The organism is Erythrobacter donghaensis, assembly GCF_002155425.1.
In the GTDB taxonomy this organism is placed as follows: domain Bacteria; phylum Pseudomonadota; class Alphaproteobacteria; order Sphingomonadales; family Sphingomonadaceae; genus Erythrobacter; species Erythrobacter donghaensis.
This window is the reverse complement of the sequence record NZ_MUYG01000007.1, coordinates 73,838-98,460: the sequence shown is the minus strand read 5'-3', so window position 1 is coordinate 98,460 and position 24,623 is coordinate 73,838. Positions and strand designations below refer to the sequence as shown.

At 69.2% G+C, this 24,623-nt stretch carries 21 protein-coding genes; 14 read left to right on the top strand and 7 right to left on the bottom strand.

The genetic code is table 11. The annotated features are described in order from the left end of the window. Positions 1 to 3: 3 nt before the first annotated feature. Positions 4 to 477 (bottom strand): peroxiredoxin, encoded by a 474-nt coding sequence (locus BZF59_RS03390; RefSeq protein WP_086606847.1) that lies wholly within the window; start codon positions 475 to 477, stop codon positions 4 to 6. Next, a complete protein-coding gene (gene glnE / locus BZF59_RS03385) occupies positions 474 to 3,236 on the bottom strand; it encodes a bifunctional [glutamate--ammonia ligase]-adenylyl-L-tyrosine phosphorylase/[glutamate--ammonia-ligase] adenylyltransferase (protein ID WP_086606846.1) in 2,763 nt (920 codons plus the stop codon). The genes BZF59_RS03390 and glnE overlap by 4 nt, the downstream gene beginning before the upstream one ends. Before the next feature lie 127 nt (positions 3,237 to 3,363). Here glnE and BZF59_RS03380 point away from each other — a divergent pair, with 127 nt between their 5' ends. The 3 genes from BZF59_RS03380 (at position 3,364) to BZF59_RS03375 (ending at position 5,369) form a co-directional block, all read left to right on the top strand. Beyond that, positions 3,364 to 4,353, top strand: coding sequence for an agmatine deiminase family protein (locus tag BZF59_RS03380; protein WP_086607064.1), 990 nt, complete (start codon positions 3,364 to 3,366; stop codon positions 4,351 to 4,353). A 35-nt stretch (positions 4,354 to 4,388) separates the two neighbouring features. Continuing rightward, the gene (locus tag BZF59_RS16470) at positions 4,389 to 4,523 is read left to right on the top strand and encodes a hypothetical protein (protein WP_281251630.1); all 135 of its coding nucleotides are present in this window, start codon (positions 4,389 to 4,391) and stop codon (positions 4,521 to 4,523) included. 69 nt (positions 4,524 to 4,592) lie between these two features. After that, positions 4,593 to 5,369 carry a DUF1223 domain-containing protein gene (locus tag BZF59_RS03375; protein WP_086606845.1) on the top strand — a complete coding sequence of 259 codons (777 nt, stop codon included), beginning with the start codon at positions 4,593 to 4,595 and terminating at the stop codon, positions 5,367 to 5,369. 12 nt (positions 5,370 to 5,381) lie between these two features. Here the strand turns inward: BZF59_RS03375 and BZF59_RS03370 are convergent, their stop codons facing one another. The 3 genes from BZF59_RS03370 to thrS are packed head-to-tail and all read right to left on the bottom strand — an operon-like array spanning position 5,382 to position 8,553. Then, a complete protein-coding gene (locus BZF59_RS03370; protein ID WP_086606844.1) occupies positions 5,382 to 6,125 on the bottom strand; it encodes a sulfite exporter TauE/SafE family protein in 744 nt (247 codons plus the stop codon). A gap of 4 nt (positions 6,126 to 6,129) precedes the next feature. After that, a complete protein-coding gene (copM, locus tag BZF59_RS03365) occupies positions 6,130 to 6,546 on the bottom strand; it encodes a CopM family metallochaperone (protein WP_086606843.1) in 417 nt (138 codons plus the stop codon). Between the two features lie 3 nt (positions 6,547 to 6,549). Then, a complete protein-coding gene (thrS, locus tag BZF59_RS03360) occupies positions 6,550 to 8,553 on the bottom strand; it encodes a threonine--tRNA ligase (RefSeq protein WP_086606842.1) in 2,004 nt (667 codons plus the stop codon). A 348-nt stretch (positions 8,554 to 8,901) separates the two neighbouring features. Here thrS and BZF59_RS16180 point away from each other — a divergent pair, with 348 nt between their 5' ends. Genes BZF59_RS16180 through BZF59_RS03345 form a run of 4 tightly spaced genes read left to right on the top strand, consistent with a single transcriptional unit; the run spans position 8,902 to position 10,734 of the window. Next, positions 8,902 to 9,078 carry a hypothetical protein gene (locus tag BZF59_RS16180; RefSeq protein WP_158094267.1) on the top strand — a complete coding sequence of 59 codons (177 nt, stop codon included), beginning with the start codon at positions 8,902 to 8,904 and terminating at the stop codon, positions 9,076 to 9,078. Then, entirely contained in the window at positions 9,075 to 9,674 is a 600-nt protein-coding gene (locus tag BZF59_RS03355; RefSeq protein ID WP_245806002.1) for a hypothetical protein, read from the top strand. Before BZF59_RS16180 ends, BZF59_RS03355 begins: the two co-directional genes overlap by 4 nt. Then, entirely contained in the window at positions 9,671 to 9,874 is a 204-nt protein-coding gene (locus tag BZF59_RS03350; protein ID WP_086606841.1) for a helix-turn-helix transcriptional regulator, read from the top strand. The genes BZF59_RS03355 and BZF59_RS03350 overlap by 4 nt, the downstream gene beginning before the upstream one ends. Then, positions 9,871 to 10,734: an alpha/beta fold hydrolase gene (locus tag BZF59_RS03345; RefSeq protein ID WP_086606840.1), complete on the top strand. Its 864-nt coding sequence runs from the start codon at positions 9,871 to 9,873 to the stop codon at positions 10,732 to 10,734. The genes BZF59_RS03350 and BZF59_RS03345 overlap by 4 nt, the downstream gene beginning before the upstream one ends. Here BZF59_RS03345 and BZF59_RS03340 read toward each other — a convergent pair. After that, the gene (locus BZF59_RS03340) at positions 10,731 to 12,389 is read right to left on the bottom strand and encodes an alkaline phosphatase D family protein (RefSeq protein WP_086606839.1); all 1,659 of its coding nucleotides are present in this window, start codon (positions 12,387 to 12,389) and stop codon (positions 10,731 to 10,733) included. The genes BZF59_RS03345 and BZF59_RS03340 overlap by 4 nt on opposite strands. A gap of 95 nt (positions 12,390 to 12,484) precedes the next feature. Between BZF59_RS03340 and BZF59_RS03335 the strand changes: the two genes are divergently transcribed. The 5 genes from BZF59_RS03335 (at position 12,485) to BZF59_RS03315 (ending at position 21,267) form a co-directional block, all read left to right on the top strand. Further along, positions 12,485 to 13,219, top strand: a complete 735-nt coding sequence (locus BZF59_RS03335) for an alpha/beta hydrolase (protein ID WP_169712042.1) — start codon at positions 12,485 to 12,487, stop codon at positions 13,217 to 13,219. Positions 13,220 to 13,229: 10 nt separating this feature from the next. Beyond that, entirely contained in the window at positions 13,230 to 14,117 is an 888-nt protein-coding gene (locus tag BZF59_RS03330; protein WP_245806001.1) for a tetratricopeptide repeat protein, read from the top strand. Beyond that, positions 14,114 to 15,109 carry an LLM class flavin-dependent oxidoreductase gene (locus BZF59_RS03325; RefSeq protein ID WP_086606837.1) on the top strand — a complete coding sequence of 332 codons (996 nt, stop codon included), beginning with the start codon at positions 14,114 to 14,116 and terminating at the stop codon, positions 15,107 to 15,109. Before BZF59_RS03330 ends, BZF59_RS03325 begins: the two co-directional genes overlap by 4 nt. A 125-nt stretch (positions 15,110 to 15,234) precedes the next feature. Continuing rightward, entirely contained in the window at positions 15,235 to 19,920 is a 4,686-nt protein-coding gene (locus BZF59_RS03320; RefSeq protein ID WP_086606836.1) for an NAD-glutamate dehydrogenase domain-containing protein, read from the top strand. 102 nt (positions 19,921 to 20,022) lie between these two features. Further along, positions 20,023 to 21,267 (top strand): NAD(P)/FAD-dependent oxidoreductase, encoded by a 1,245-nt coding sequence (locus BZF59_RS03315; protein WP_086606835.1) that lies wholly within the window; start codon positions 20,023 to 20,025, stop codon positions 21,265 to 21,267. Here BZF59_RS03315 and queG read toward each other — a convergent pair. Continuing rightward, positions 21,251 to 22,306 (bottom strand): tRNA epoxyqueuosine(34) reductase QueG, encoded by a 1,056-nt coding sequence (gene queG, locus BZF59_RS03310; RefSeq protein ID WP_086606834.1) that lies wholly within the window; start codon positions 22,304 to 22,306, stop codon positions 21,251 to 21,253. The genes BZF59_RS03315 and queG overlap by 17 nt on opposite strands. Before the next feature lie 46 nt (positions 22,307 to 22,352). Here queG and BZF59_RS03305 point away from each other — a divergent pair, with 46 nt between their 5' ends. After that, positions 22,353 to 23,363 (top strand): ABC transporter ATP-binding protein, encoded by a 1,011-nt coding sequence (locus tag BZF59_RS03305; RefSeq protein WP_086606833.1) that lies wholly within the window; start codon positions 22,353 to 22,355, stop codon positions 23,361 to 23,363. Further along, complete coding sequence (locus BZF59_RS03300; protein WP_086606832.1) at positions 23,360 to 24,616, top strand: ABC transporter permease; 1,257 nt, start codon at positions 23,360 to 23,362, stop codon at positions 24,614 to 24,616. Before BZF59_RS03305 ends, BZF59_RS03300 begins: the two co-directional genes overlap by 4 nt. Positions 24,617 to 24,623 lie beyond the last annotated feature (7 nt).

The window sequence follows — 24,623 nt, the reverse complement described above, 5'->3', positions numbered from 1 at the left end:
GCGTTAGAGAGCCTTGGCGGCTTCGAGCACTTCCTCGGCGTGGCCCTTCACCTTCACCTTGTCCCAGATGCGCGCGATTTTCCCTTCGGCATCGACCAGATAGGTCGAACGGACCATGCCCATGTAGGCTTTCCCGTACATCTGCTTTTCCGCCCACACGCCGAGCGCGTCCGACAACCCGCCTTCTTCCGCATCGGTGGCGAGCGGAGCGGTGAGGCCATGCTTGGCGATGAACTTGGCGTGCTTCTTCGCCGGGTCCTTGCTCACCCCGAGCAGCTTGGTGCCCGCCGCTTCGAAATCCGCCTTGAGTGCGGAGAAATCCTTGTTCTCGGTGGTGCAGCCGGGGGTGTCGTCCTTGGGGTAGAAGAAGATCACCAGCTTCTCGCCCTTGAAGTCGGACGGCTTCACGCTGCCGCCTTCGGGGGTTTCGAGTCCGATATCGGGGATGGCGTCACCGACGCCGGGAAAAGTGGTCATGCGGGGTTCTCCTGTTCGGTTTCCAGAATGTCCGTGCCGAGGATTGGTTTCCAGACCTCCGCGACCCGCACGCGCGCGGCGGCGAAGGCTTCGAGCAGGTCGGCATAGCTTTCCTGCCCGCAGGCCCGCGCCAGCGCGCGGGCGCCTGAGGGCGGGGGTTCGCGGCCATCGGGAGCGAGCAGGCGGCCCGCGACCAGCATCCGGCTCATCAGCGCGTGAGGTTCGGTGAGATCGGCCGGGACGAGGCCCGCCGCCGCCAGCCCTGCAAGCGCCTGTTCGAGATCAGGCGAGAGCGCATCCGGGGCGGTTTCGGCGAGCGGGCGACCGTCGGCAGTCTCGCCCTTCAGTTGGAGGTAGTGGACCAGAAACTCAATATCGACGAGGCCCCCGCGCGCCAGCTTGGCATCGACCGGGCCGGTGGCGGGCTTGTGCTTCGCCATCTCGGCGCGCATCCCCAGCACCGCCTCGCGTAGCGCCGCCTTCTCGCGCGGGTCGCGCAGCACCTCGGCGAGCACCGCTTCCAGCTGCGCGCGCGCGGGCGGCGAGCCATAGAGCACGCGCGCCCGGGCGAGGGCCATGTGCTCCCACGTCCACGCCGCCTCGCGCTGATACTTGCCGAACGCCTCGCAGCTGACCGCCAGCGGGCCCTGATTGCCCTGTGGCCTGAGCCTTGTGTCGACCTCGTAAAGCGCGCCTTGCGCGGTCGGCACCGAGAGCGCGGCGCTGACCCGGCTGGCGAGGCGGTTGTAATAGGTCGTCGCCCCCAGCGGCCGCGGCCCGTCGGACTGTGCGGCGAAATCGCCGGTGAAGAGGTAGACGATATCGAGATCGCTCGCATGGGTCAGCGCCCCGCCGCCGAGCCGCCCGAGGCCGAGAATCAGCAGCTCGCTCCCCGCAATGCGCCCGTGCTTGGTCGCGAATTCCGCCACGGTCGCCTCGGTAGCGAGCTGCATCGCGGCCTCTGCGGTGCGCGACAGGGCGCGGGCGATGGCGAGCGGATCGGCCAACCCCTCGATCAGCTGGATGCCGAGCGCGAAGCGGATCTCCCCGGTGACGATGCGGATCGCGTCGAGCAGCGCTTCGTAGTCGTCGCGGATCGCCGCGCCGCGCATCCGCGCGATGATCGCGGGCACCTCGCCGGGCAGGTCGAGTGCGTGCCGATCGATCAGCGTGTCGAGCAATTCGGGCTTGCGCGCCAATTCGTCCGACAGCACCGGGGCGAGCGTCAGCGCCGCCACCAGCCGCTGGATCAGATCGGGCCGCGCGTCGAGCAGGCGCAGGGTGGTCACGAGGCTCGGCACGCTTTCGATGATGCGTTCCCATCGGGTGATCGCGCGCGGCGGATCGTCGGACTGACCCATCGCCGCGAGCAGCGCGGGCGCGAGCCGGTCCCACGCAGCCACCGCCTGCGGGGAACGGATCGCGGCATGGCGTCCGTCGCGCCAGGTCTCGATCCGTTCGGCCAGCACCTCGGGCTCGGCAAAGCCCCATTGGGCGAGATTGTGTTCCAGCGCGCTCGCGGGCATGGCGACCGGCGGCGAAGGGGCTGCCGCGCGCGCGCCGATCAGCGTGTCGTAGATGGCGGCGGTGCGGGCGGTAAGCTCGGTCAGCTCCGCGACCAGCGCCGCGCCGTCCGCCAGCCCGTCAAGCTGTGCGACATTGTCGAGCGCTGTGCCGTCGGGCAGCGCATGGGTCTGACGGTCGTTCACCATCTGCAAGCGGTGCTCGATCTGCCGCAGCCGGTCATAGGCCTCGCCGAGCACGCGTGCGTTCTCCGCCGCGATCCAGCCCCCGGCAGCGAGCGCATCGAGCCCCGCCCGCGTGCCGCGCGCCCTGAGCGAAATGTCCCGCCCACCGTGAATCAGCTGATGGGTCTGCGCGTAGAACTCGATCTCGCGGATTCCCCCGCGCCCGCGCTTCACGTCGAACCCGGGGCCGGGGGCGGCGGGCCCCCCGTGACTGTCGCGAATGCGCTGGGTGAGCGCGCGGATTTCCTCGACCGCGCCGAAATCGAGCTGCGCGCGCCAGACGAAGGGGCGGATCTGGGCGAGGAAGGCCTCGCCTGCCGCGATGTCCCCCGCGGCCGCGCGCGCACGGGTGAAGGCGGCGCGTTCCCACGCCAGCGCCTGCCCCTGATAATGCGTCAGCGCCGCGCCCACCGGCACGCACAGCGGGTTGATCTCGCTCGCCGGGCGCAGCCGCAGATCGACCCGCAGCGCATAGCCCTCCGCCGTGTTGGCTGAGAGCAGCGCCACCACCCGCCGCGCATAGCGCTGCGCCGCCTCGCCCGGATCGTCGCTGGCGCGGCGCGGCAGGCGCTCGCGGTCGAACAGCAGCACCGGGTCGATGTCGGAGGAATAGTTGAGTTCGCCCGCGCCCTGCTTGCCCAGCGCCAGCGCGATGAAGCCATCGGCGCTCTCGGCATCACAGCGTTCGGTGATCGCGGTGCGGATCGCGCGGTCGAGCGCGCGGTCGGCGAAGGCGGTCAGCTCCCCCACCACCTGCGCGAGCGGGAAGGCTCCGGCGAGATCGCCCACCGCCAGCGCCGCGGCGAGCGCGAGGCGTTCGCGGCGCAGGCCCACTTCGGGGTCGGGATTGTCGCCCTGCGCCCGTGCCCATTCCAGCGCCGCCGCGCCCTCGCCCGCCGCAAGCATCGCCGCCAGTTCCGGCTGGCGATCGAGCGCGCGTGCCAGAAACGGCGCGTGGGCGCGGGCGCGGCGGAGCGCGTCGTCCCAGTCAGGCTTGCGGTTCTCTCCCATCGCCTGCCTCTCTGGCCGCGCGGGGCCGATGCTGCAAGAGAGCTGTTCAGGCGTACTTGATGCCCTATCGCTGCGCTGCATGAGGGCGTGCTTGCACCCGCAGCGAGCCTCTGCGATGGGCGCGCGCATGACCATGATCATGCCCCCTGAATGGGCCCCGCAGGACTGGCTGTGGATCGGCTTTCCGCACCTCGCCGAGGAATGGCCCGGCTGGCTCGAACCTGCACAGGAGCAGATGGCCGCCTTCGCCTCTGCCGTGGCGGAGAGCGGGCAGCAGGTGCGCCTGCTCGTGCGCGACGAAGCCAACGAGGCCCGCGCGCGCCTGCTGGTGAGCAGCAAGGTGACGCTCGAACGGCGCGTCTATGGCGATGTCTGGCTGCGCGATACCGGGCCGCTGGTGGTGGTGGACGGGCCCACGCGCATCGCCCGCCGCTTTCGCTTCAACGGCTGGGGCGAGAAATATCTGATGCCGGGCGATCAGGAGATCGGCGAGGCGATCGCCCGCGATGCGGGGCTGGCGGTGACGCATTCGCCGATGATCCTCGAAGGTGGGGCGGTGGATGGCGACGGCACCGGGCTGATGGCGACGACCGAGCAATGCCTGCTCAACCCCAATCGCAACCCGCACATGAGCCGTGGGGCAATCGCGGCGGAGCTGGCTGCGCAGCTGGGCTTTACCCGGGTGCTGTGGCTCGGCGAGGGCCTGATCAACGATCACACCGACGGCCATGTCGACAACCTCGCACGCTTTGTCGGGCCCAACCGGCTGGTGGTGCCCGAGGCGACCGGCAAGGACGATCCCAATGCCGCGATCTATGCGGATGCCGCCGCCCGCGCCGCCGATGCCGGGGTCGAGGTGGTGCGCATCCCCTCGCCGGGGCTGCTGATGCGTGATGGCCGGATCGAGCCGGCGAGCTATGTGAACTTCGCGATCACATCGCACCTCGTGGTGGTGCCGACCTTCGGCTCGCCTTACGATGCCGAGGGTGTCGCCGCGATCGCCGCGCTGTTCCCCGATCGCGATTGCGTCGGCCTTCCGGGTGAGGCGGTGCTGGCGGGCGGGGGCGGGTTCCACTGCGCCAGCCAGCAGATGCCGAGCCTGCCTGCGAGGGTTTAACCTTTCGTTAGGGTTTTAGGGCGACAACCGTCGCCATGACCCGCGCCCAAGCCCTCGCCCTGCCGCTCGCCGCTGCGATTCGCATCGATTCGCTTGAGCTGGCGCGGCGCGCGATCGTGATGGGCTGCGCGGCGGCGCTGATCCTCGCCGGGCAGGCGCTGCCGTTCTGACGTTTTGCGCGTAACCGCGGGGCCTCCTCGCGCGAACATGTCCTCGACCACCCATCGAGGACGCGCCCCATGAACCCGAAGCACAGCTTCTTCGCCCTGACCGGCCTTGCCGCCGCCGTTGGCGCTGCCGCGCTCGCCTTCGACACACCCGCCGCAACGCGCGCCGCTGCGCCGCCTGCCGCGCCCGCCAAGTCTGCGGCGGGCGAACCGGTGCTGGTCGAGCTCTTCACCAGTCAGGGCTGCTCCTCCTGTCCGCCCGCCGATGCGCTGGCGGCAAAGCTGGCGCGCGATCCGCGCCTTGTCGTGGTCTCGCGGCCGGTCACCTATTGGGACCGGCTGGGCTGGACCGACACGCTCGGGCGCGAGGAGAATACGACTCTCCAGCAGGATTACGCCCGCCGCGGGCTGGCCGGGCGCAACGGGGTCTATACGCCGCAGACCGTGGTGGATGGCCGCTTCGGCGCGGTCGGATCGCGTAGCGGCGACATTTCGGCAGGCGTGCGCGACCATGGCGGCAAGGGCACGGCGACGATCCGCGCCGCGCGGCAGGCCGAGGGCGGCTTTGCCGTCGCGCTCACCGGCAAGACCGCCGCCCCCGCCGAACTGGTGCTGCTCGCCGTCACCCGCACAGTCGAGGTCGATATCGGCCGGGGCGAGAATGGCGGGCGCAAGCTTGGCTACACCAACGTGCTGCGCTCGACACGCAAACTCGCCGACTGGCGCGGCGGCGCGGCGCAGGTGACGGTGAAAGCGGCGGATCTCAAGGTCGCCAAGGCGGATCGCTACGCCGTGGTGCTGCGCCAGCCGGACGGGGGCAGGGTGCTCGCCGCGCGTTGGTTGTCCTGAACGGGGGCTATCCTAAACCAGCCGCACGAAGGCCGCGAGTGCCGCGCCGCCGAGAACCAGCCCGACCGTGGTGCGCCACGCCGGATCGCTCACCCGGCCCGAGACCCGCGCGCCCAGCCGGTTGCCCGCGATGATCATCGGCAGCATCACCAGCGCGAAGACCAGCAACTGCCAGCGCAGAATCCCCAGCCACAGCGCGCTCGCAAGCCCCGCGCTGGCGGCGATGGTGAAGATCAGCTGCATCGAGGCCTTGATAATGCTGCGCGGCAGCGTCCGCCCGGCATAGAACGGCACCACCGGCGGCCCCGGCATCCCGGCATAGCCCGTCATCAGCCCGCTCAGCACGCCCACGCCGCCGGTCGCCAGCCGCCCCGGCGCGCCCTCGCCGCGCTTGGGCAGCAGGATCGCCACGAAGGCCGAGAGCGCGATCAGCGCGATCACCAGCCGCGCGACGTCCTTGCCGGTGAGCGAGAGCGCGTAGAGCCCGATCGGCGTCGTCACCACCACCAGCGCGCCGATCACCCAGGCGCTCCTTTCCGCGTCGCGCACGAGGCTGCGGATTTCGGTCGCGCCGATCATCAGCGCCAGCGCATTGGTGAGCAGCACTGCCTCGACCGGGGGCAGCGCGAGCGCCAGCACCGGCACCAGCAGGATCGCCATGCCGAACCCGGTGAGCCCGCGCACGAAGGCCGATCCCAGCGCCGCTGCCAGCGCGACGCCGATCTGAAGCGCGGTGAAGCCTGCGAAGAGTTCCACGCGCTTACGGTGCGCCGCGCGCAGCCAGCCAGGCTTCCATTTCGGCGATTTCCTCGGTCTGCGCGGCGATCACGCGCGCTGCCAGATCCCGCGCCTGCTCGTCCTTGGCGTATTTCAACGCCACTTCCGACATGGCAACCGCGCCGCGATGGTGCGCGAGCATTCCCTGCATAAAGGCGATATCGGGATCGGCCGGAATATTGGCCATGCTGGCGTGCATCTCGTCGTTCACGGCCTTGTAGGCAGCCTGCGCCTCGGTCAGCTCTGTGGTGGCGCTGCCGGCCATCGCGCCCTCGGAGTGCCCCATGGCCGCATGATCGGTCGTCGCGGCATCGCCCGAAGGCGCATCGTTTGCCCCCGAACAGGCGGCGAGCAGCAGGGCTGCGGCAGAGGCGAGGGTCAGTGTACGGAATGAGATCATGGGTCAGGCCTCCGGACGTAGGTCGGGCGGGGTGCCCTCGCTGCGCAGCATCGCGATGGCATCGGCGAGCGGCATCACTTTCTGGTGCTCGGCGCCCAGCGTGCGGACTGCGACGGTGCCTTCCTCGGCCTCGCGCTTGCCGACCACCAGCAGGTGCGGGACCTTGGCGAGGCTGTGTTCGCGCACCTTGTAGTTGATCTTCTCGTTGCGGGTGTCGGTTTCGACTCGGATGCCAGCGGCGCGCAGCTGCGCTTCGACCTCGTGGGCGTAACCGTCCGCGTCCGAGACGATGGTCGCCACCACCGCCTGCACCGGGGCGAGCCATGCGGGGAGACGCCCGGCGAAGTGTTCGATCAGGATGCCGATGAAGCGCTCATACGAGCCGAAAATCGCGCGGTGGAGCATCACCGGGCGGTGCTTCTCGCCATCTTCGCCGATGTAGTTCGCATCCAGACGCTCGGGCAGCACCCGGTCCGACTGGATCGTGCCGACCTGCCAGGTGCGCCCGATCGCGTCGGTGAGGTGCCATTCGAGCTTGGGCGCATAGAACGCGCCTTCGCCGGGGAGTTCCTCCCACTCCAGCCCGTTGGCGGTCAGAGCATCGCGCAATTCCTGCTCGGCCTTGTCCCAGTCCGCCTCGCTGCCGAAGCGCTTCTCGGGGCGCAGGGCGAGCTTGATGTCATAGGTGAAGCCGAAGTCGCGATAGACCGAATCGGCGAGCGCGAGGAAGGCCTGCACCTCGCGCACCACTTGGCTCTCGGTGCAGAAGATATGCGCATCGTCCTGCGTGAACTGGCGCACGCGCATCAGCCCGTGGAGCGCGCCGTGCGGCTCGTTGCGGTGGCAGCAGCCCATCTCGCCCAGCCGAATCGGCAGATCACGGTAGGAGGTGATGCCCTGCTTGAAGACCATCACGTGCGCCGGGCAGTTCATCGGCTTGATCGCCATCCATGCCGCGTCATCCGCCACCTTGGGCGAGGCGACGCCTGATTCCTCGTCCACATCGGGGACGATGTCGGGGACGGCGAACATGTTCTGCGCGTACTTCCCCCAGTGGCCCGACTGGGTCCACTGGCGCACGTCCATCAGTTGCGGGGTCTTGATCTCGCGGTAGCCCGCGCCGTCCATCTTGCGGCGCATGTAGGACTCCAGCTCGCGCCAGATGCGGTAGCCCTTGGGGTGCCAGAAGACGCTCCCGTGTGCCTCTTCCTGCAGATGGAACAGGTCCATCTCGCGCCCCAGCTTGCGGTGGTCGCGCTTGGCGGCTTCCTCAAGGCGCGTGAGGTGGGCGTTGAGCTGCTTCTTGTTGAGCCAGCCGGTGCCGTAGATGCGGGTGAGCTGCGCATTGTTCTGGTCGCCGCGCCAGTAGGCCCCGGCGACGCGCATCAGCTTGAAGGCATCGGGATCAAGCTTGCCGGTGGAGGGGAGGTGCGGGCCGCGGCACATGTCGAGCCAGTCGTTGCCGCTCCAGTAGACCGTCAGCTCCTCGCCCTCGGGCAGTTCCTTGGCCCATTCGGCCTTGAAGGTCTCGCCCTCACCCGCCCACTTGGCGATGAGCTGCTCGCGGCTCCACACTTCGCGGCGCAGCGGTTTGTCGGCGCGGATGATGCGGCGCATCTCCTCCTCGATCGCGGGGAGATCGTCCATGCTGAACGGCTCGCGCGTGTCGGGGGCCTTCACGTCGTAATAGAAGCCGTCGTCAGTCGCCGGGCCGAAGGTGATCTGCGTGCCGGGGTAGAGCGCCTGCACCGCCTCGGCGAGGACGTGGGCGTAATCGTGCCGCGCAAGTTCGAGCGCATCGGCCTCGTCGCGGCTGGTGACCAGCGCGAGTTCGGCGTCGCCCTCGAACGGGCGGCTGAGGTCGCGCAGTTCGCCGTTCACCCGCGCCGCGAGCGCCGCCTTGGCGAGGCCGGGGCCGATCGCGGCGGCGATGTCCGCCGGGGTCGAACCGGCGGGCACTTCGCGCACCGAGCCATCGGGCAGGCTGATCTTGAGCAGTTCGGTCATCGTTCAAATCCGTCTCGTTTGGCGCGCCTTAGGACAAAGGGCATCGCACCGGAAGAGCGGTGTTGGGCGAGTTGCCGGTTCGGGAAGGACACCGCGCCGCCCCGATCCGGGCGGCGGGCTGCCTCGCTCAACGCGCGCGCCCCCGCCCCCGGGTAGTCCGGGTGGTGGTGGTGCGGGTGGTGGCGAGCAGGTTGGCCATGGAGATTGCATACCCGCAAGGCCTTGCCATGTCATTAGCGGTGTGACGCCAGCGAAAAGGAAAGCGACCTGTCCTTTATGGAAAGGTCGCTTGACATTCAGGCCGACCTATGACAAGTGTCCTTTCCATAATTGAAAGGAAGCTTTACGATGACCACCACCGGTAAGGCCCTGATCTGGGCCGTCGCAATTATCGCAGCGGCGTTTGTCATGCGGGCACTTGGGATGAGCGACGGCGCCAGCTTCGCCGTGATCGCGGGCCTGACCGGCGCAGCCTGGGCCTCGCTCAATTCCGAAAAGGGCTGCGGGCGGAGCTGCTGGCAGTGAGCGCCGATAGCGAAACCAAGGGCGGCGTTCTGGGGCGGGGGCCGGTTTTCTGGGGCGCGCTGTTCGTTGTCACCATGTTCGGCGGCGCGGCGCTTTCGAGCTTCGCGCTCGAAGGACCGGCGGGGCTGATCGTGAGGATCTTGCCGATGGCGCTGCTCATTCCGTTGGTGAAGGCCGCCGAGCGGCGCGGCAGGGCGACTGGCTGCGTCAATCCCGTGATCATGCGCTACAACCGGCGGGTGCTGTTTTCGTCCTTTGGCTACGTCCTGGGGCTCGGAATCGCGATTTCGATCTGGAATGCCTACGAGGTTGACCGGGTGACGGCCTTCGCCCTGGCCCTGCTCCCGACGCTTCCCACCTTTTACATGATCTGGGCGATGGGCCGCTATCTCGTCGAGGAGACCGATGAATACCTGCGCTACCGCACGGTGCGCGCGGCGATCATGAGCCTTGGCATGGTGCTGACCATCGGCATCTTCTGGGGCTTTCTGGAGACATTCGAAGTCGTCCCCCACGTCTGGGCATGGTGGGTGCTGCCGGTGTGGGCAGTCGGCCTCGGCCTCGCGCAGCTGTGGATGAAGGTGCGCGGCGAATGAACAACCGCCTGAAGGTGCTGCGCGCCGAACGCAGCTGGAGCCAGCAGGATCTCGCCGACCGCCTCGGCGTCTCGCGCCAGAGCGTCAACGCGATCGAGACCGGCCGCTACGACCCCTCGCTCCCGCTGGCCTTCACCATCGCCGAGGTGTTCGACCTTCCGATCGAGGCGATTTTCCTGAAAGACGGAGCCACCCAATGATGTTTGCCCGCCCGCTGATCGCCGCGCTTGTTGCCGCGCTGCTGCCGAGTGCCGCGCTTGCCGAAGATGCGCCCTGTCCCGCGTTCGAAGTGACCGGCTCCGGCCCCGATCTGGTGCTGGTGCCCGGCCTCGGCTCGTCCCCCGCCGTGTGGGACGGGGTGAAGGAGAGCCTCGCGCGGGATTACCGCCTCCATCTGGTCCACGTCGCGGGCTTTGCCGGCCGCGCGCCGACGGGCGATCCGGCAACGCTGATCGAGCGTACCGCAGCGGAGATCATCCGCCATCTCGATTGCGCAAAGGTTGAGAGCGCCGCCTATGCCGGGCACTCGATGGGCGGGTTCCTCGGCCTTAAGCTCGCGGCCGATCATCCGGGTCGGATCGAGCGGGTGGTGGTGGTCGATTCGCTGCCGTTCTTCCCGCTGATCTTCAATCCCGCCGCCACCGCCGAGCTTGCCGCGCCGCAGGCCGCAGCGATGCGCGCACAAATCGCCGCGCAAGACGATGCCGCTTTCGCCGCCAGCCAGCGGATGGGCGTGCAGTCGCTGGTGCGCGATCCGGCCTATCGGGAGAGCGTGGCCGACTGGTCGCTCGCCAGCGACCGCGCGACCTTTGCGGGAGCGATCGAAGCCCTGATGACCACCGACCTGCGCCCGCGCCTCGGCGAAATCACCGCGCCCGTCACCGTGCTCGCCGCAGCCAATTCCTATGCGCCGCGCAGCCGGGTGGAGCCGCTCTACACCGCCGCCTACCAAGGGCTGGACGGGGTAACGCTGACCATTATCGAGGACAGCTACCACTTCATCATGTTCGATCAGCCCGAGGCCTTCGAACAGGCGCTGCGGGCCGGGCTCGGCGGCTAGACCACTAGCTTGCCCGAGCCCTTCTCGCTGGTGATCCGCTTGGTCCCCGCCAGCTTCGCCGAGCGCTGCTTTACCCCCGCGCTGAAGCGATACTCCGTCACCGCGCGGGCCGGGGTGAGTTCGACCACCATGTAACCGCGCTGCGCCGTGTCGGCCCATTGGAGCTGCGGGTTCTCCTCCACCAGCGCGCGCGCCAGCGTGTCGGGCTGCATGAAGCTCAAGTAGCTCTCGAACCCCGGCGAGCTGACCGAGCACACGCCCAGCTCCACGCCCACCGCCGTGCCGTCCTGCGCGAGGTCGAAGCCCCAGCCATTGTGCGTGTCGCCCGCCAGCACGACGAGGTTGGCGTCTGCCGCCAGCGCCGCCGTGAACACCCGCTCGCGCGCGGCGGGGTAGCCGTCCCACGCGTCCATATTGAGCGGCAGGCCGGCCTTGCTCGCCATCGCCGCGGCGGTGAGGCGCTGGCGGACGAAATCGGGCAGCCCGTCGCCCAGCTGGCTGGCGAGCGACTGCGGGCTCTTGAGGTTGCCGATCAGCACCTGCTGCACCAGCACCTGCCAATGCGTGCCGCTGGCGGTCGAGGCCTTGAGCGCGTCCGCCAGCCATTGCTCCTGCGCGGCACCGAGCAGCTGGCGATCGGGATTGGCCCAGGCCCCGTCGCGGAAGGCATCGAGCGCGACGGCGGCAGCTTGCGGGTCGGTCTTGCCCTCCAGAACCTTTTCGAGACTGAACTGCTGCTCGCGCCCCTCCAGCCGCGTGTCGAGCCGCAGCAGCGTCGCCAGATCGCCGACCTGATAGGCGGCATAGACATCGTCCGAAACCGGCATCCATTCGCGATAGGCCTGCTTGGCAGCGGCCTTGCGGATGGCCCAGTCGCCCTCGGTCTCGCTCTGGTGGTTCTGCGCGCCGTCCTTCCACGAATCGTTGGCGCTTTCGTGATCGTCCCACACCGCGATCATCGGGAGCACCTGATGCAGCCGCTGACAATCGGGATCGGCGCGGTAGGTGGCGTAGCGCAGGCGGTAATCGGTCAGCGCGACGATCTCGGTCGACGGGTCCAGTACCCGGTCGGGGTGGGCCTGCGCCGCGGTGGGATAGGTGCCCGCGCCATATTCGTAGATGTAATCGCCCAGATGCACCGCGAGGTCGGCGTCGTTCGCCTCGGCGGCATGGGCATAGGCGTTGAACCAGCCGAAGCCGTAGTTCGAGCAGGAGAACACGGCGAGGCGGAAGCGCGCCGTCGGCCCCTCGGGCAGGGTACGGGTGCGGCCGGTCGGCGAGACCGCGCCGTTGGGGGCGACGAAGCGGTAGAAATACCAGCGGTCGGGCACGAGGCCGGTGGCGACGCCCTTGGCGCACCAGTCGCGCGCGGGGCTGGCGGCGATGGTGCCACTGGCGACGGGCCTGGTGAAGTCCTCGCTCTCGCTGACTTCCCAGGTCAGCGCGGTCTCGGCCTCGCCGACACAGCGCGTCCACAGCAGCACGCTGGTCGCCGAAGGCTCCCCGCTCGCGACATTGTGGGTGAAGCCCGTGCCGAAGGAGCGCGCGGCCAGCGGCGCGGCGGCGAGCGCGGCGCCTGCGCCAGCCAGCGAGAAAAGCGAACGGCGCGTAAGCGCGGGCGATGCGGGCAGGCCCGCAGGGGTGGTGGTGTGCATGACGGCGCGCGTAATCCTCTCCCATTGCGCTGCTGTGACAGTCGCGGTGTCACAATGGTTGCCATTGCGGGGCCGCGCAAGGCATGGAAGCGGGCATGACCGACATTCTGCACCACACCCTTTACGATGGCCGCCGCATCGCCTTCCGCTACACGCATGGAGCCGGCCCGTGCCTCGTCTTCCTGCCCGGCTACATGAGCGACATGAGCGGCAGCAAGGCCACCGCGCTCTTCGCCGAAGCGCAGGACAGGGGCCGCGCCTGCCTGCTGCTCGACTATTCGGGTTGCGGCCAATCGGACGGCGACTTTGCCGAGGGCGCGCTGTCGAAATGGCGTGACGAGGTGCTGGCGCTGGTCGCATCCTACGTCAGCGGGCCGGTGCTGCTGGTCGGCTCCTCGATGGGCGGGTGGCTGATGCTGCTGGTGGCCGAGCATTTGAAGCACCGTCTCGCCGGGCTGATCGGCATTGCCCCCGCGCCCGATTTCACCCGCTGGGGCTATTCCGAAGAGCAGCGCGCGAAGCTGGCGGCGGGGGAGACGATCTTCGAAGCGAACCCCTATGGCCCCGAACCCACGCCCACGCACCCCGGCTTCTTCGCCGATGCCGAATGCCACCTGCGGCTGGAACGCGGGATCGCAGTGTCTTGCCCGGTGCGGCTGATCCACGGCAAGCAGGACGCCGACGTGCCGTGGGAGACTTCCATGCGCCTCAAGGCGGCGCTCGGGTCGGCTGACGTTCAGGTCACTCTGATACAGGACGGCGACCACCGCCTGTCGCGTGACAGCGACATCGCCGCCCTGAAGGCCATCGTGGCCGAATTCTACGGATAGGCCCCGCATCATGCTCAACCCCTCGCTGATCCTCGCCATGCTGATGCAGGTCGGGCCCAACCCGCTCGCTGGCGGATTGCCGGGGGACGATCTGGTGCGCGACCGGCCCCCGCGCGCCGAGGCGGCGAACACCGAATTGAACGCCACCAGCGCGTGGCTCGAAAGCTGTCTCGACCAGCTCGAGCAGGATCCTGCCCGCGCGCACACGACCGCGCAGATCCGCCGCAGCGAGACAACCGGCACCGACCGGGTGCTCGCCAACCACTGCCTTGGCCTTGCCGCGAGCGAGCTCGGCCTGTGGGACGATGCCCGCGCTGCCTTCGCTGCCGCCCGCGCCGAAACGCCGGAAGGCGAGGCACGCACCCGCGCACGCTACGCCGCGCTGGCCGGGAACGCCGCGCTGGCGGGCGGCGATGCGGCGGGGGCGGAAGGCCTGCTGCGGCTGGCAGAGGCCGAGGCGCAGGCTGCCGGATCGGCGCCGCTGCAAGCCATCGCTGCCACCGACCGCGCCCGCGCATTGGTGACGCTGGGGCGCGGCGAGGAGGCGCTTGCCCCGCTCGACACCGCAACCACCGCCGCGCCCGAACGCGCCGAGGGCTGGCTGCTCAAGGCGACGCTGCTCCGCAGGCTCGACCGGCTCGCCGAAGCGCAGACCGCGATTGAGCGCGCGGCCACCCTCTCATCCGGTGCGGCGGGGATCGGGCCCGAAATCGGCCTCGAAGCCGGGGTCATTGCGGTGCTCGGCGGGCGGGACGAGGCCGCGCGGCAAAGCTGGCAATCGGTGATCGACCTCGCCCCCGAACATCCCGCCGCCGCGACCGCCAGGGGCTATCTTGCGCAGCTCGGCCCGGCAGGCGAGACTGCGCCCGCGCCCGCAGAGGAGTCTCCGCCGTCATGACCCGCTTTTCCGTGCTCGACCTCGTCCCCGTCCGCGAGGGCGGCACCCTGACTGAGGCCTTCGCCGCCGCCACCGATCTCGCCCGCGCCGCCGAGGCCTTCGGGTGCGACCGGTTCTGGGTGGCGGAGCATCACGCGATGGACGGGATTGCGGGCGGGGCGACTTCGGTCGTGCTCGCGCATATCGGCAATGCCACCAGCCGCATCCGCATCGGATCGGGCGGGATCATGCTGCCCAACCACACCCCGTTCCAGATCGCCGAGCAGTTCGGCACGCTGGACGCGCTGTTTCCGGGGCGGATCGACCTCGGGCTGGGCCGCGCGCCGGGGGCGGGGCCGGAATTGCAGCGCGCGCTGCGCAAGAACCTGCATCAGGCCGCCGAATATTTCCCGCAGGACGTGGTCGAACTGCGCGCTCTGCTGACCGGCGATCTCGACCTGCCGATCCACGCCACCCCCGGCCTCGGCGCGCGGGTGGAGATGTGGATGCTGGGGTCGAGCCTGTTCGGCGCGCAGCTCGCCGCCCGGCTGGGTCTGCCCTATGCCTTCGCCGCGCATTTCGCGCCCGATCATCTCGACGCCGCGCTGGCCGTTTACCGCCGCGACTTCCAGCCTTCCGAGGCGCTGGCAAAGCCGCACGTGATGGTCGCGATGAATGTCTTCGCCGCTGAGACCGAGGCCGAGGCGCGGCTGCTCGCGTCCAGCCAGCAGCAGAGCTTCGTGCGGCTGCGCAGCGGCAATCCCGGCAAGCTGCCGCCGCCGGTCGCTGATTACACCGCGAGCCTCCCCGCTCCGGCGCAGGCGATGCTCGCCCATCTCGGGCAGGCCGCCGCGGTCGGCACGCCCGCACAGGTCCGCGAGCAGATCGCGGCTTTCGTCGCCCGCACCGGCGCGGACGAGATCCTGCTGTGCGGCGCGACCTATGACCCGGCTGCGCGCATTCGCAGCCTCGAAATGACGATGGATGCCTGCCAGAGTGTTCCGGCGAGTTAGGGTATCATCGCGCTTGGCAGAGCAGGGGTAAAAGCCTATCCGGGCACGACACGATAACAACAAGCCGGCATAACAATATTACGCGAAACGCACAGCCGGTCACGCAGGATGAGCAGGAGCCGAATATGGGGTCGAAGACCGATGCCGCCGCGAAAGATCGCGCGCTGATCAAGGCGCTGCGCGCGGCGCTCGAAGCCTCGCTGCTGCCCGGCGATGCGCCGATGGACAAGGCGGCGCTCGACGAAGCTGCCGCATGGCTGCTCGCCGCCGCCGCCACCCGCGACCCCGGCAAGGCGCTGGTGACACTCGAATCCGACACCTCCGAACGCCGCCTGCGGATCGCTCTGGTCAACGACGATCAGCCCTTTCTGGTCGATTCGGTCGCGGCCACCATCGCCGCGCAGGGGCTGGGGATCGACGTGCTGCTGCATCCGGTCGTCCCGGTCGAGCGCGACACAAGTGGCGCGATTACCGGGCTCGGCAATGGGAGCGGCGCGCGCGAATCGCTGATCTATATCGAGACCCCGCGCGCCGATGCCCGCCAGCGCCGCGAGCTGACCGAGGCGCTGGGCACCACGCTCGGCGATGTCCATGCTGCGGTGGGCGATTGGCCCAAGCTGCAAGCTGCGATGAACCGCGATGCCGACGCGGCTGGGGAGGTCGATGCCGAGGCTGGCGCGCTGCTCGGCTGGCTCGGGGGCGGGATGCTGACTCAGCTCGGCCATCTCGTCCGGCGGCGCGACGGCACCAGTGCCGAACGGCTCGGCATCTGCCGCGCTTCGACGCAGGAATTGCTGGCGGAAGCTTCCTACCAGCGCGCCTTCGACTGGTTCGACGCGCAGGACAAGGCCGGCACGCCGCGTGCGCTGCTGGCGATCAAGTCCAACGTCCACGCCCGCGTCCACCGCGCCAGCCCGCTCGATCTGTTCATCGTTCCGGTGCGCGAGGGCGGCACAATCACCGGCCTTTCGATCCATGCCGGATTGTGGACCAGCGCCGCCTTGAACGCGCGGCCGGGCGAAGTGCCGGTGCTGCGAGCAATGGTGAGCGACATCGCCGCGCAGCTCGGCTTCGACCCCGCCGGGCACAACGGCAAGGCGCTGGTGCACGCTTTCGCCTCGCTCCCCAACGACCTGCTCACCGCCTTCGAGCCTGCGCGCGTCGCCGATCTGGTGACCGCCAAGATGGCGCTGATCGACCGCCCGCGCCCGCGCCTGATCATGGTGCGATCGACGCTGGAACGGCACGTCTTCGCCTTCGTCTGGCTGCCGCGCGATCACCTTTCGACCGATGTGCGCCTGCAGATTCAGGCGATGCTGCTGGCGACGCCGGGCGCAGCGCTGCTCGACTGGAGCCTCGAGGTCGAAAGCTCCTCGCTCGCGCTGCTGCGCTTCCTGATCGACGTGCGCGCCTGCGAGGCGCTGCCCGACAATGCTGCGATCGAAGCGCGGCTGGTCGATCTGCTGCGCGGCTGGAACGAGGCGGTGGAAACGCACCTCGCCGATCACGAAGACGATGGTCGCGCCGCCACGCTCGCCGCGCGCTATGCCCCGGCCTTCCCGACGGGCTATCGCCTGACCTATGGCCCGCAGGAGGCCGCGCGCGATATTGCCAAGCTGCGCACGCTGGCGCTGGGAGAAGGCGACACCACCCGCGCGGTGCGGCTCTACCGGCTGGACGGCGACGACGCCGAGAGCCTGCGGCTCAAGGTCTATGTCGTGAAGGGCGCGCTGGCGCTGTCGGACGCGGTGCCCGCGCTGGAGAACTTCGGCTTCCGCGTCGCCGCCGAAGTGCCGACCTTCCTGACCGATGCCAGCCTCGGCTCGATCCACGAATTCCGCCTGACCGTGCCCGCCGGGCGCGAGGCGGGGGCGCTGCTGGAGCGTGCTGCGCTGATCGAAGACGCGCTTGCCGACGTGCTCAACGGCGCGGCGGAGGACGATCCCTTCAACCGCCTGATCCCCGCCGCCGGGCTGGAACCGCAAGCGGCGAACTGGCTGCGTGCGGTCTATCGCTACCTGCGCCAGACCGGGGTGAGCTACACGATCTACACCGTGGTCGATGCGCTGGTCGCCGCGCCGCAGGTGACGCGCGCGATGATCGACCTGTTCGCCGCGCGCCACGATCCGGCCTTCGCGGGGGACCGGGCCGAGGCGCTGGCCGCGGCGCAAGCCGCCTTCACCCGCGGGCTGGCCAAGGTCACCGCGATCAACGATGATCGCCTGCTGCGCCTTTACCGCGCGGTGCTGGGCGCGGTGCTGCGCACCAACGCCTTTGCGCCTGCCGCCACCGAGGCGCTCGCCTTCAAGATCGATTCCGCGCTGGTGCCGAGCCTGCCCAAGCCGGTGCCGTGGCGCGAGATCTTCGTCTACAGCCCCCGTGTCGAGGGCATCCACCTGCGCTCGGGCGCGGTGGCGCGCGGGGGCCTCAGATGGTCCGACCGGCGCGACGACTTCCGCACCGAGATCCTCGGCCTGATGAAGGCGCAGCGCGTGAAGAACGCCGTGATTGTGCCGACCGGCGCGAAGGGCGGGTTCTATCCCAAGCAGCTTCCCAGCCCCGCGATCGACCGCGAAGCCTGGGCCGCCGAGGGCCGCGCGTCCTACGAGATTTTCATCCGCACGCTGCTGTCGGTCACCGACAATATCGTTGGCGGCAAGGTGGTGCATCCGCGCAGCGTCGAGGTGCTCGACGGCGAAGACCCCTATTTCGTGGTCGCCGCGGACAAGGGCACCGCGACCTTCTCCGACATTGCCAATGGGATCGCTCAGTCGCGCGACTTCTGGCTCGACGATGCCTTCGCCAGTGGCGGCTCGAATGGCTACGACCACAAGGCGATGGGTATCACCGCGCGCGGTGCGTGGGTGAGCGTGCAGCGCCACTTCCGCGAGATGGGGGTGGACGTGCAGACTGATCCCGTCACCGTCGCAGGCTGCGGCGACATGTCGGGCGATGTGTTCGGCAACGGGATGCTGCTGTCCAAGTCGCTGAAGCTGGTCGCGGCCTTCGATCACCGCCACATCTTCATCGACCCCACCCCCGATCCGGCCGCCGGCTGGAAGGAGCGCGCCCGGATGTTCGCGCTCCCCCGGTCGAGCTGGGAGGATTACGATGCGTCGCTGATCTCCAAGGGCGGCGGGGTCTTCCCGCGCTCGGCCAAGGTGATCAAGCTGTCGAAGCAGGCGCGCGAGGCGCTCGGCATTGCCGACAAGGAGCTGGAGCCCGAGGCACTGATCACCGCGATCCTGCGCGCGCCGGTCGACCTCATGTGGTTTGGCGGGATCGGCACCTATGTGAAGGCGCCGCAGCAGAGCAATATCGACGTCGGCGATCCGGCCAATGACGGTTTGCGCGTCGATGCCACCGAAGTCCGCGCCAAGGTGATCGGCGAGGGCGCGAATCTCGGCGTCACGCAGGCGGGGCGCATCGCCTTTTCGCTGAACGGCGGGCGCATCAACACCGACTTCATCGACAATTCCGCCGGGGTCGATTGTTCGGACAACGAGGTCAACATCAAGATCGCGCTCGCCGCCGCCACGGCTTCGGGCAAGCTCTCTGCCAAGAAGCGCAACACCCTGCTCGCCAGCATGACCGACGAGGTCGCTGCGCTGGTGCTTGAGGACAACCGCTTGCAGGCGCTCGCCCTGTCGGTTGCGGAAAGCGGCGGGCCGGGGGCAACGCCGGCCTATGTCCGCCTGATAGAGCGGCTGGAAGACATCAGCGATTTCGACCGCCGCACCGAAGGCCTTGCCGATGGCGAGACGCTGAGCCGCCGCGCCGCCGACGGGCAGGGCCTGACCCGGCCCGAGCTGGCGGTGCTGCTGTCCTCGGCCAAGCTGGCGTTGCAATCCGCGATCGAGGCGAGCGCGCTGCCCGATGATGCGGTGCTGGAACCGGTGCTGCTGGCGCGCTTCCCCGCGCCGATGCGCAAGGCCTATGCCGCCGAAATCCGCGGCCACCGGCTGCGGCGCGAGATGATCGCCACCAGTCTGTCGAACCGGATCGTCAACCGGCTCGGCATGGTCCACCCCTTCGAACTCGCCGAGGAAGAGGGCGTGGGCCTGGCCGAAGTCGCCGCGGCTTTCGTGGTGGCGGAGAACCTGTTCGGGCTCGAACCGCTTTGGCACGAGCTTGACCATGCCGCCATCCCCGAAGCGGCGCGGTTGGCGCTGCTCGACCGGCTAGCGGCGGCGGTTGGCAATCTCATGTCCGACGTGCTGCGCACCGCTGCAGGCAAGGTCGATGCGGGCGCGATGATCGGCGAATTGCAGGGCGACGTCACCGCGCTGGTGGCGGGCCGCGAGGAGCTGCTGACCGATGAACCGCGCGCCCGTTCGATGGAACTGCGCCGCAGCTTCATGGCACAGGGCGCGCCCGAGGCGCTGGCCGCGCGGGTCGCCAACCTGTTCGATTTCGACGGCGCGGTGGGCCTGGCGCAAGCCGCGCTCGCCAGCGGGATCGAGGCCAAGCTCTTGACCCATGCCTTCACCGATATCGGCACTCGGCTGGGCCTCGACTGGGCGCAGGGCACGGCGGCCTATATGAGCCCGTCGGACGTGTGGGAGCGGCTGCTGGTGTCCGGCCTTGCGCGGGATTTCCAGCAGATGCGGATCGAGTTTCTGCGCCGCTTGATGCGCCGCAAGGGCGGCAAGGACGACCCGCGCGCCAGCGTGGCCGATTGGGCGGCGCGCAATGCCGAAGGCGTGGCGCAGTTTCGCAAACTGATCGCCCGCGCGCAGGCCCGCCCCCCGGTGGGCGCGACGATGCTCGCCCAGATCGCCGCACAGGCGCGCAATCTCTTGGAACGCTAGGCGCACCGCATCGCAGGCACGCACCATCATTCCGCCAGCTTGACCCCCTGGCATTTTGCGGCAAGTCAAAGGCCGCACAGCGCCGGAGGGGCATAGCAAGTCATGGCATCCACCACCCAGCATGCAGACGTCGTGATCGTCGGCACCGGCCACGGCGGGGCGCAGGCGGCGATCGCTCTGCGCCAGCACGGGCACGATGACTCGATCCTGATGATCGGGCGCGACAAGGCTCCGCCCTACGAACGTCCGCCGCTGTCCAAGGAATATCTTGCCGGCGACAAGGGCTTCGAGCGGATCATGATCCGGCCCGAGGCCTTCTGGGCGGACAAGGGCATCGACCTGCGGCTTGGCGCAGCGGTGACGGGAATCGATCCGCTGCACCACCGCCTTACGCTGTCGGATGGCGGCGAGGTGACCTATCGCAAGCTGATCTGGTCGGGCGGCGGCGACCCGCGCCGCCTGCCGGTGCCGGGCGCAGTGCTGCCGGGCGTGTTTTATGTCCGCGACAAGGCCGATGCCGACGCGATGATGGAAGCGCTGTCGGGCGGGGCGAAGCGCGCGGTGGTGATCGGCGGCGGCTATATCGGGCTCGAGGCGGCGGCGGTGCTGCGCAAGCTCGGCTGCGAGGTGGTGCTGGTCGAAATGCTCCCCCGCCTGCTGGCGCGCGTGGCGGGCGAGGAGCTGTCGGCCTTCTATGCCGAGGAACACCGCCGTCAGGGCGTCGATGTGCGGCTCGAGACCGGGGTGCAGGCGGTGCTCGGCGAGGACGCGGGGCGTGTCACCGGCGTCAAGCTCGACACGGGCGAGGAAGTGCCTTGCGACATGGTGGTGGCCGGGATCGGCATCGTGCCCGCCGTCGCCCCGCTGATCGCGGCGGGCGCGGCGGGGTCGAACGGGGTCGATGTCGACTTCTGCTGCCGCACCACGCTCGACGATGTCTACGCCATCGGCGACTGCGCCGCGCACGCCAACGACTTCGCCGATGGCGCGGTGATCCGCCTGGAATCGGTGCAGAACGCGCATGACATGGCGAACACCGTCGCCAAGGCGATCATGGGCGACAAGCAGCCCTATCACGCGCTGCCGTGGTTCTGGTCGAACCAGTATGATTTGAAGCTCCAGACCGCCGGACTGAGCCTCGGCTACGATCAGACCGTGCTGCGCGGCGACCCTGAGACGCGCAAGTTCACCGTGGTTTACTTGAAAGCCGGGGTGCCAATCGCCTTCGACTGCGTGGGGACGATGAAGGACTACGTGCAGGGGCGGAAGCTGCTGGAGAGCGGGGTTGGCCGGATCGACCCGGCGTTGCTGGCCGACACAGAGGTGCCGCTCAAGGACCTGCTCTAAGCCGCCCCAGTGCCCATTGCGCCGCATCGGCGACCACGGGATCGGGGTCGGCGGTTAACGCTACGACCTGCGCGATCAGCGCCGCGTTGCCGCTGTTGCCCGCGGCATAGAGGCAGTTTCTCACAAACCGATCCCTCCCGATCCGCTTGATCGGCGAGCCGCTGAAAAGCGCCCGGAACCCCGTGTCGTCAAGTGCCAGCAGCTCCTCCAGTCGCGGCGCGACCAGTTCGGCGCGGGGGAGGAATTCCTTCATCGCTTGCGCTGCGCTCGCAAACTTGTTCCACGGGCACACTGCGAGGCAATCGTCGCAGCCATAGATGCGGTTGCCAATGCCTTCGCGCAGGTCCTCCGCCACCGGCCCCTTGTGCTCAATGGTGAGGTAGGAAATGCAGCGCCGCGCATCCAATTGGTAGGGCGCGGGGAAGGCGTCGGTCGGGCAGGCATCGAGGCACGCGCGGCAGCTGCCGCACTGGTCGCGGTGCGGCGCGGCCGGGGTCAGGTCCAGCGTGGTGTAGATTGCGCCCAGAAACAGCCAGCTGCCGTGGCTGGGGCTCACCATGTTGGTGTGTTTGCCCTGCCACCCGATCCCCGCCGCCTCGCCCAGCGGCTTTTCCATCACCGGGGCCGTGTCGACGAAGACCTTGACCTGCGCCCCCGGCACCTCGGCCACCAGCCAGCGGGCGAGCGCCTTCAGGCGCTTTTTGATGACATCGTGATAGTCGCGGCCCTGCGCATAGACCGAGATGCGCGCATGATCGGGCGATCCCTCCAGCGCCAGCGGGTCATGTGCCGGGGCGTAGCTCATGCCGAGCGCGATTACGCTGCGCGCGGCAGGCCACAAGCCTTGCGGGGAGCGGCGGTGGTCTAGCCGCGCCGCCATCCACTCCATGCTGCCGTGGTGCCCTTCGCCCAGCCATTGCTCGAGCCGCCCTGACCGCAGCGGGTCCTCCCCCGCGCTGGCGAAGCCGCACGCCGCGAAGCCCTCGCCGCGCGCCCGCTCGGCGATCCGCTCGGCAAGACTTGCGGGCGTGTTAACCATGTCTGGAGAGGCTCCCGTTTAATCCTGCCCGCTAACCGCGTATGCCATGGATATGGCGGTAAGCGATCACAACACGGCGGGCAATCAGCAGCAGGGCTCCATTGCGGTGCCCGGAGATGCACGCCCCCTCGCCATCGAGGCGCACGGGCTGGTCAAGAGCTTCGACGGCACCCGCGCGGTGGACGGCGTGGACATCGCCGTGCCCGAAGGCGCGATCTACGGCATCCTCGGCCCCAATGGCGCGGGCAAGACCACGACGCTCAGGATGCTGCTCGGCATCATCGACCCGGATGAAGGCGTGCGCCGCGTTTTCGGGCATGATCGCCCGCACGATATCGGCCGGCTGATCGGCTATCTCCCTGAAGAGCGCGGGCTTTACCCCGCGATGAAGTGCATCGAGGCAATCGCCTTCATGGGCGCGCTGCGCGGTCTTCCGCTCAAGGAAGGCCGCAAACGTGCGGTCGAGCTGCTCGAACGCCACGGCCTCGGCCACGCCGCCGACCGCCAGATCCGCCAGCTCTCCAAGGGCATGGCGCAGACCGTCCAGCTGCTCGGCACGCTGGTGCACAAGCCCCGGCTTGTGGTGCTGGACGAGCCCTTCTCAGGGCTAGACGCGATCAATCAGGGCAAGCTGGAGCTGATGATCCGAGCGCTGGCCGATGAAGGCGTGACGGTGATCTTCTCGACTCACGTGATCCACCATGCCGAGCGCCTGTGCGAAGGCGTCGCCATCATCGCCGGGGGCAAGGTGCCCTATGCGGGGTCGGTCGAAGCGGCGCGTGACAGAATTCCGGCGCAGGTGCGGCTCGAGACCCGAGCGCGCGAAGGCGGGTGGCTGGCGCTGCTCCCGCCCGAGACCCGCCGCAATGGCGATTTCTTCCACTTCCCGCTCCCCGAAAGCGGGATCGAGCCGCTGCTGAAGGGCCTGATTGAAGGCGAGGCGGGGATTCTCTCGCTCTCGATCGAGCGTGCGGGCCTCCACGATGCCTTCGTCGCCATCGCGGGCGAGGCTGCCGCGCGCCAGTTGCAAGCCGACAACGAAGGAGCCGCCGCATGAGCGCGCCTGCCCTCCGCCCCCGCCTTTCCGCGCTCGAAGCCGCCTGGGTGATTGCCCGGCGCGATTTCGTCGCGGTGCTGTTCTCCCGCGCCTTCCTGTTCTTCCTGCTCGGCCCGCTGTTCCCGGTGATCGTCGGCGGGCTTGCGGGGAGCATCGGCGGCGAGGTGCAGCGCGAGGCGGTGAGCATCGAGGTCGGCCTCGCGCTCAGCCCTGCTGACAACGCCGCGATGATGGCCGCGCGCGACCGGCTCGCCCCGCAGCTGGGCGGTGCCATGCCGCAACTGCGCCCCGTGCCCGAGGCAGAGAGCGATCCCGCCTTCGACGCGCGCGCCTTCATGGAAGCCCGCCGGGGCAATTACGCCGCGATCCTCACCGGCACCCCGGCCGCGCCGACGCTGGTCGGCACCGAGGGCCAGCTGCGCCGCTGGCAGGGGCCGATCGGCCTCGTCGCCGCCGAAGCGATGAGCGCTGCGCCTGCAACCTTCCCGCCGGTCAATGCCGAGATCGTCTCCACCAGCGCCGCGTCGGAACGCACCACCCGCATCCAGACCGCGCAGATCGCACAGATGCTGCTGTTCCTGCTGACGATGCTGCTGGCGGGCATGGTGCTCTCCAACCTCGTCGAGGAGAAGGCCAACAAGATCATCGAAATTCTCGCCGCGGCGATCCCGATGGACGCGGTGTTCATGGGCAAGCTTTTCGCGATGCTGGCGGTGTCTTTCGTCGGGATCGCGGTGTGGGGCTCGGTCGCATGGGGCCTGTTCGCACTGGGCGGCGATGCGATCACGCGGGTGACGGGCTTCGATCTCGCCAACCTTCCCGCACCGGCGGTCGGCTGGCCGCTGTTCGTGGCGCTGGGCGTGCTCTACTTCGCCATGGCCTATCTGCTGCTGGGCGCGCTGTTCCTGACGATCGGTTCGATGGCGGCTTCGGTGCGCGAGGTGCAGACGCTCTCGATGCCGGTCACGATGATGCAGCTGATGGTGTTCTTCCTCGCCGCCTACACGATCAAGCAGCCCGGCTCGACGCTGGAGCTCGCCGCGATCGCCTTCCCGCTGTCCTCGCCCTTCGCGATGCTGGCACGCGCGGCGATGGAGCCAGAGATCTGGACGCACGCCGCGGCGCTCGCCTGGCAGGCGGGTGCGGTGGTGCTGATCGTCAAGGGCGGCTCGCTGCTGTTCCGCAAGCGGGTGATGAAGTCGGGCGGGGCCGGGCGCGACAAGAGCAAAAAGGGCGCCCGGCTGGCCGCCTGAGGTGCGC

Excerpts from the sequence above, each read along its gene's own strand:
- BZF59_RS03390 (WP_086606847.1), bottom strand. The coding sequence starts at position 477 with ATGACCACTTTTCCCGGCGTCGGTGACGCCATCCCCGATATCGGACTC.
- glnE (WP_086606846.1), bottom strand. The coding sequence starts at position 3,236 with ATGGGAGAGAACCGCAAGCCTGACTGGGACGACGCGCTCCGCCGCGCC.
- BZF59_RS03380 (WP_086607064.1), top strand. The coding sequence starts at position 3,364 with ATGACCATGATCATGCCCCCTGAATGGGCCCCGCAGGACTGGCTGTGG.
- BZF59_RS16470 (WP_281251630.1), top strand. The coding sequence starts at position 4,389 with ATGACCCGCGCCCAAGCCCTCGCCCTGCCGCTCGCCGCTGCGATTCGC.
- BZF59_RS03375 (WP_086606845.1), top strand. The coding sequence starts at position 4,593 with ATGAACCCGAAGCACAGCTTCTTCGCCCTGACCGGCCTTGCCGCCGCC.
- copM (WP_086606843.1), bottom strand. The coding sequence starts at position 6,546 with ATGATCTCATTCCGTACACTGACCCTCGCCTCTGCCGCAGCCCTGCTG.
- thrS (WP_086606842.1), bottom strand. The coding sequence starts at position 8,553 with ATGACCGAACTGCTCAAGATCAGCCTGCCCGATGGCTCGGTGCGCGAA.
- BZF59_RS16180 (WP_158094267.1), top strand. The coding sequence starts at position 8,902 with ATGACCACCACCGGTAAGGCCCTGATCTGGGCCGTCGCAATTATCGCA.
- BZF59_RS03350 (WP_086606841.1), top strand. The coding sequence starts at position 9,671 with ATGAACAACCGCCTGAAGGTGCTGCGCGCCGAACGCAGCTGGAGCCAG.
- BZF59_RS03345 (WP_086606840.1), top strand. The coding sequence starts at position 9,871 with ATGATGTTTGCCCGCCCGCTGATCGCCGCGCTTGTTGCCGCGCTGCTG.
- BZF59_RS03340 (WP_086606839.1), bottom strand. The coding sequence starts at position 12,389 with ATGCACACCACCACCCCTGCGGGCCTGCCCGCATCGCCCGCGCTTACG.
- BZF59_RS03335 (WP_169712042.1), top strand. The coding sequence starts at position 12,485 with ATGACCGACATTCTGCACCACACCCTTTACGATGGCCGCCGCATCGCC.
- BZF59_RS03330 (WP_245806001.1), top strand. The coding sequence starts at position 13,230 with ATGCTCAACCCCTCGCTGATCCTCGCCATGCTGATGCAGGTCGGGCCC.
- BZF59_RS03325 (WP_086606837.1), top strand. The coding sequence starts at position 14,114 with ATGACCCGCTTTTCCGTGCTCGACCTCGTCCCCGTCCGCGAGGGCGGC.
- BZF59_RS03320 (WP_086606836.1), top strand. The coding sequence starts at position 15,235 with ATGGGGTCGAAGACCGATGCCGCCGCGAAAGATCGCGCGCTGATCAAG.
- BZF59_RS03315 (WP_086606835.1), top strand. The coding sequence starts at position 20,023 with ATGGCATCCACCACCCAGCATGCAGACGTCGTGATCGTCGGCACCGGC.
- queG (WP_086606834.1), bottom strand. The coding sequence starts at position 22,306 with ATGGTTAACACGCCCGCAAGTCTTGCCGAGCGGATCGCCGAGCGGGCG.
- BZF59_RS03305 (WP_086606833.1), top strand. The coding sequence starts at position 22,353 with ATGGATATGGCGGTAAGCGATCACAACACGGCGGGCAATCAGCAGCAG.
- BZF59_RS03300 (WP_086606832.1), top strand. The coding sequence starts at position 23,360 with ATGAGCGCGCCTGCCCTCCGCCCCCGCCTTTCCGCGCTCGAAGCCGCC.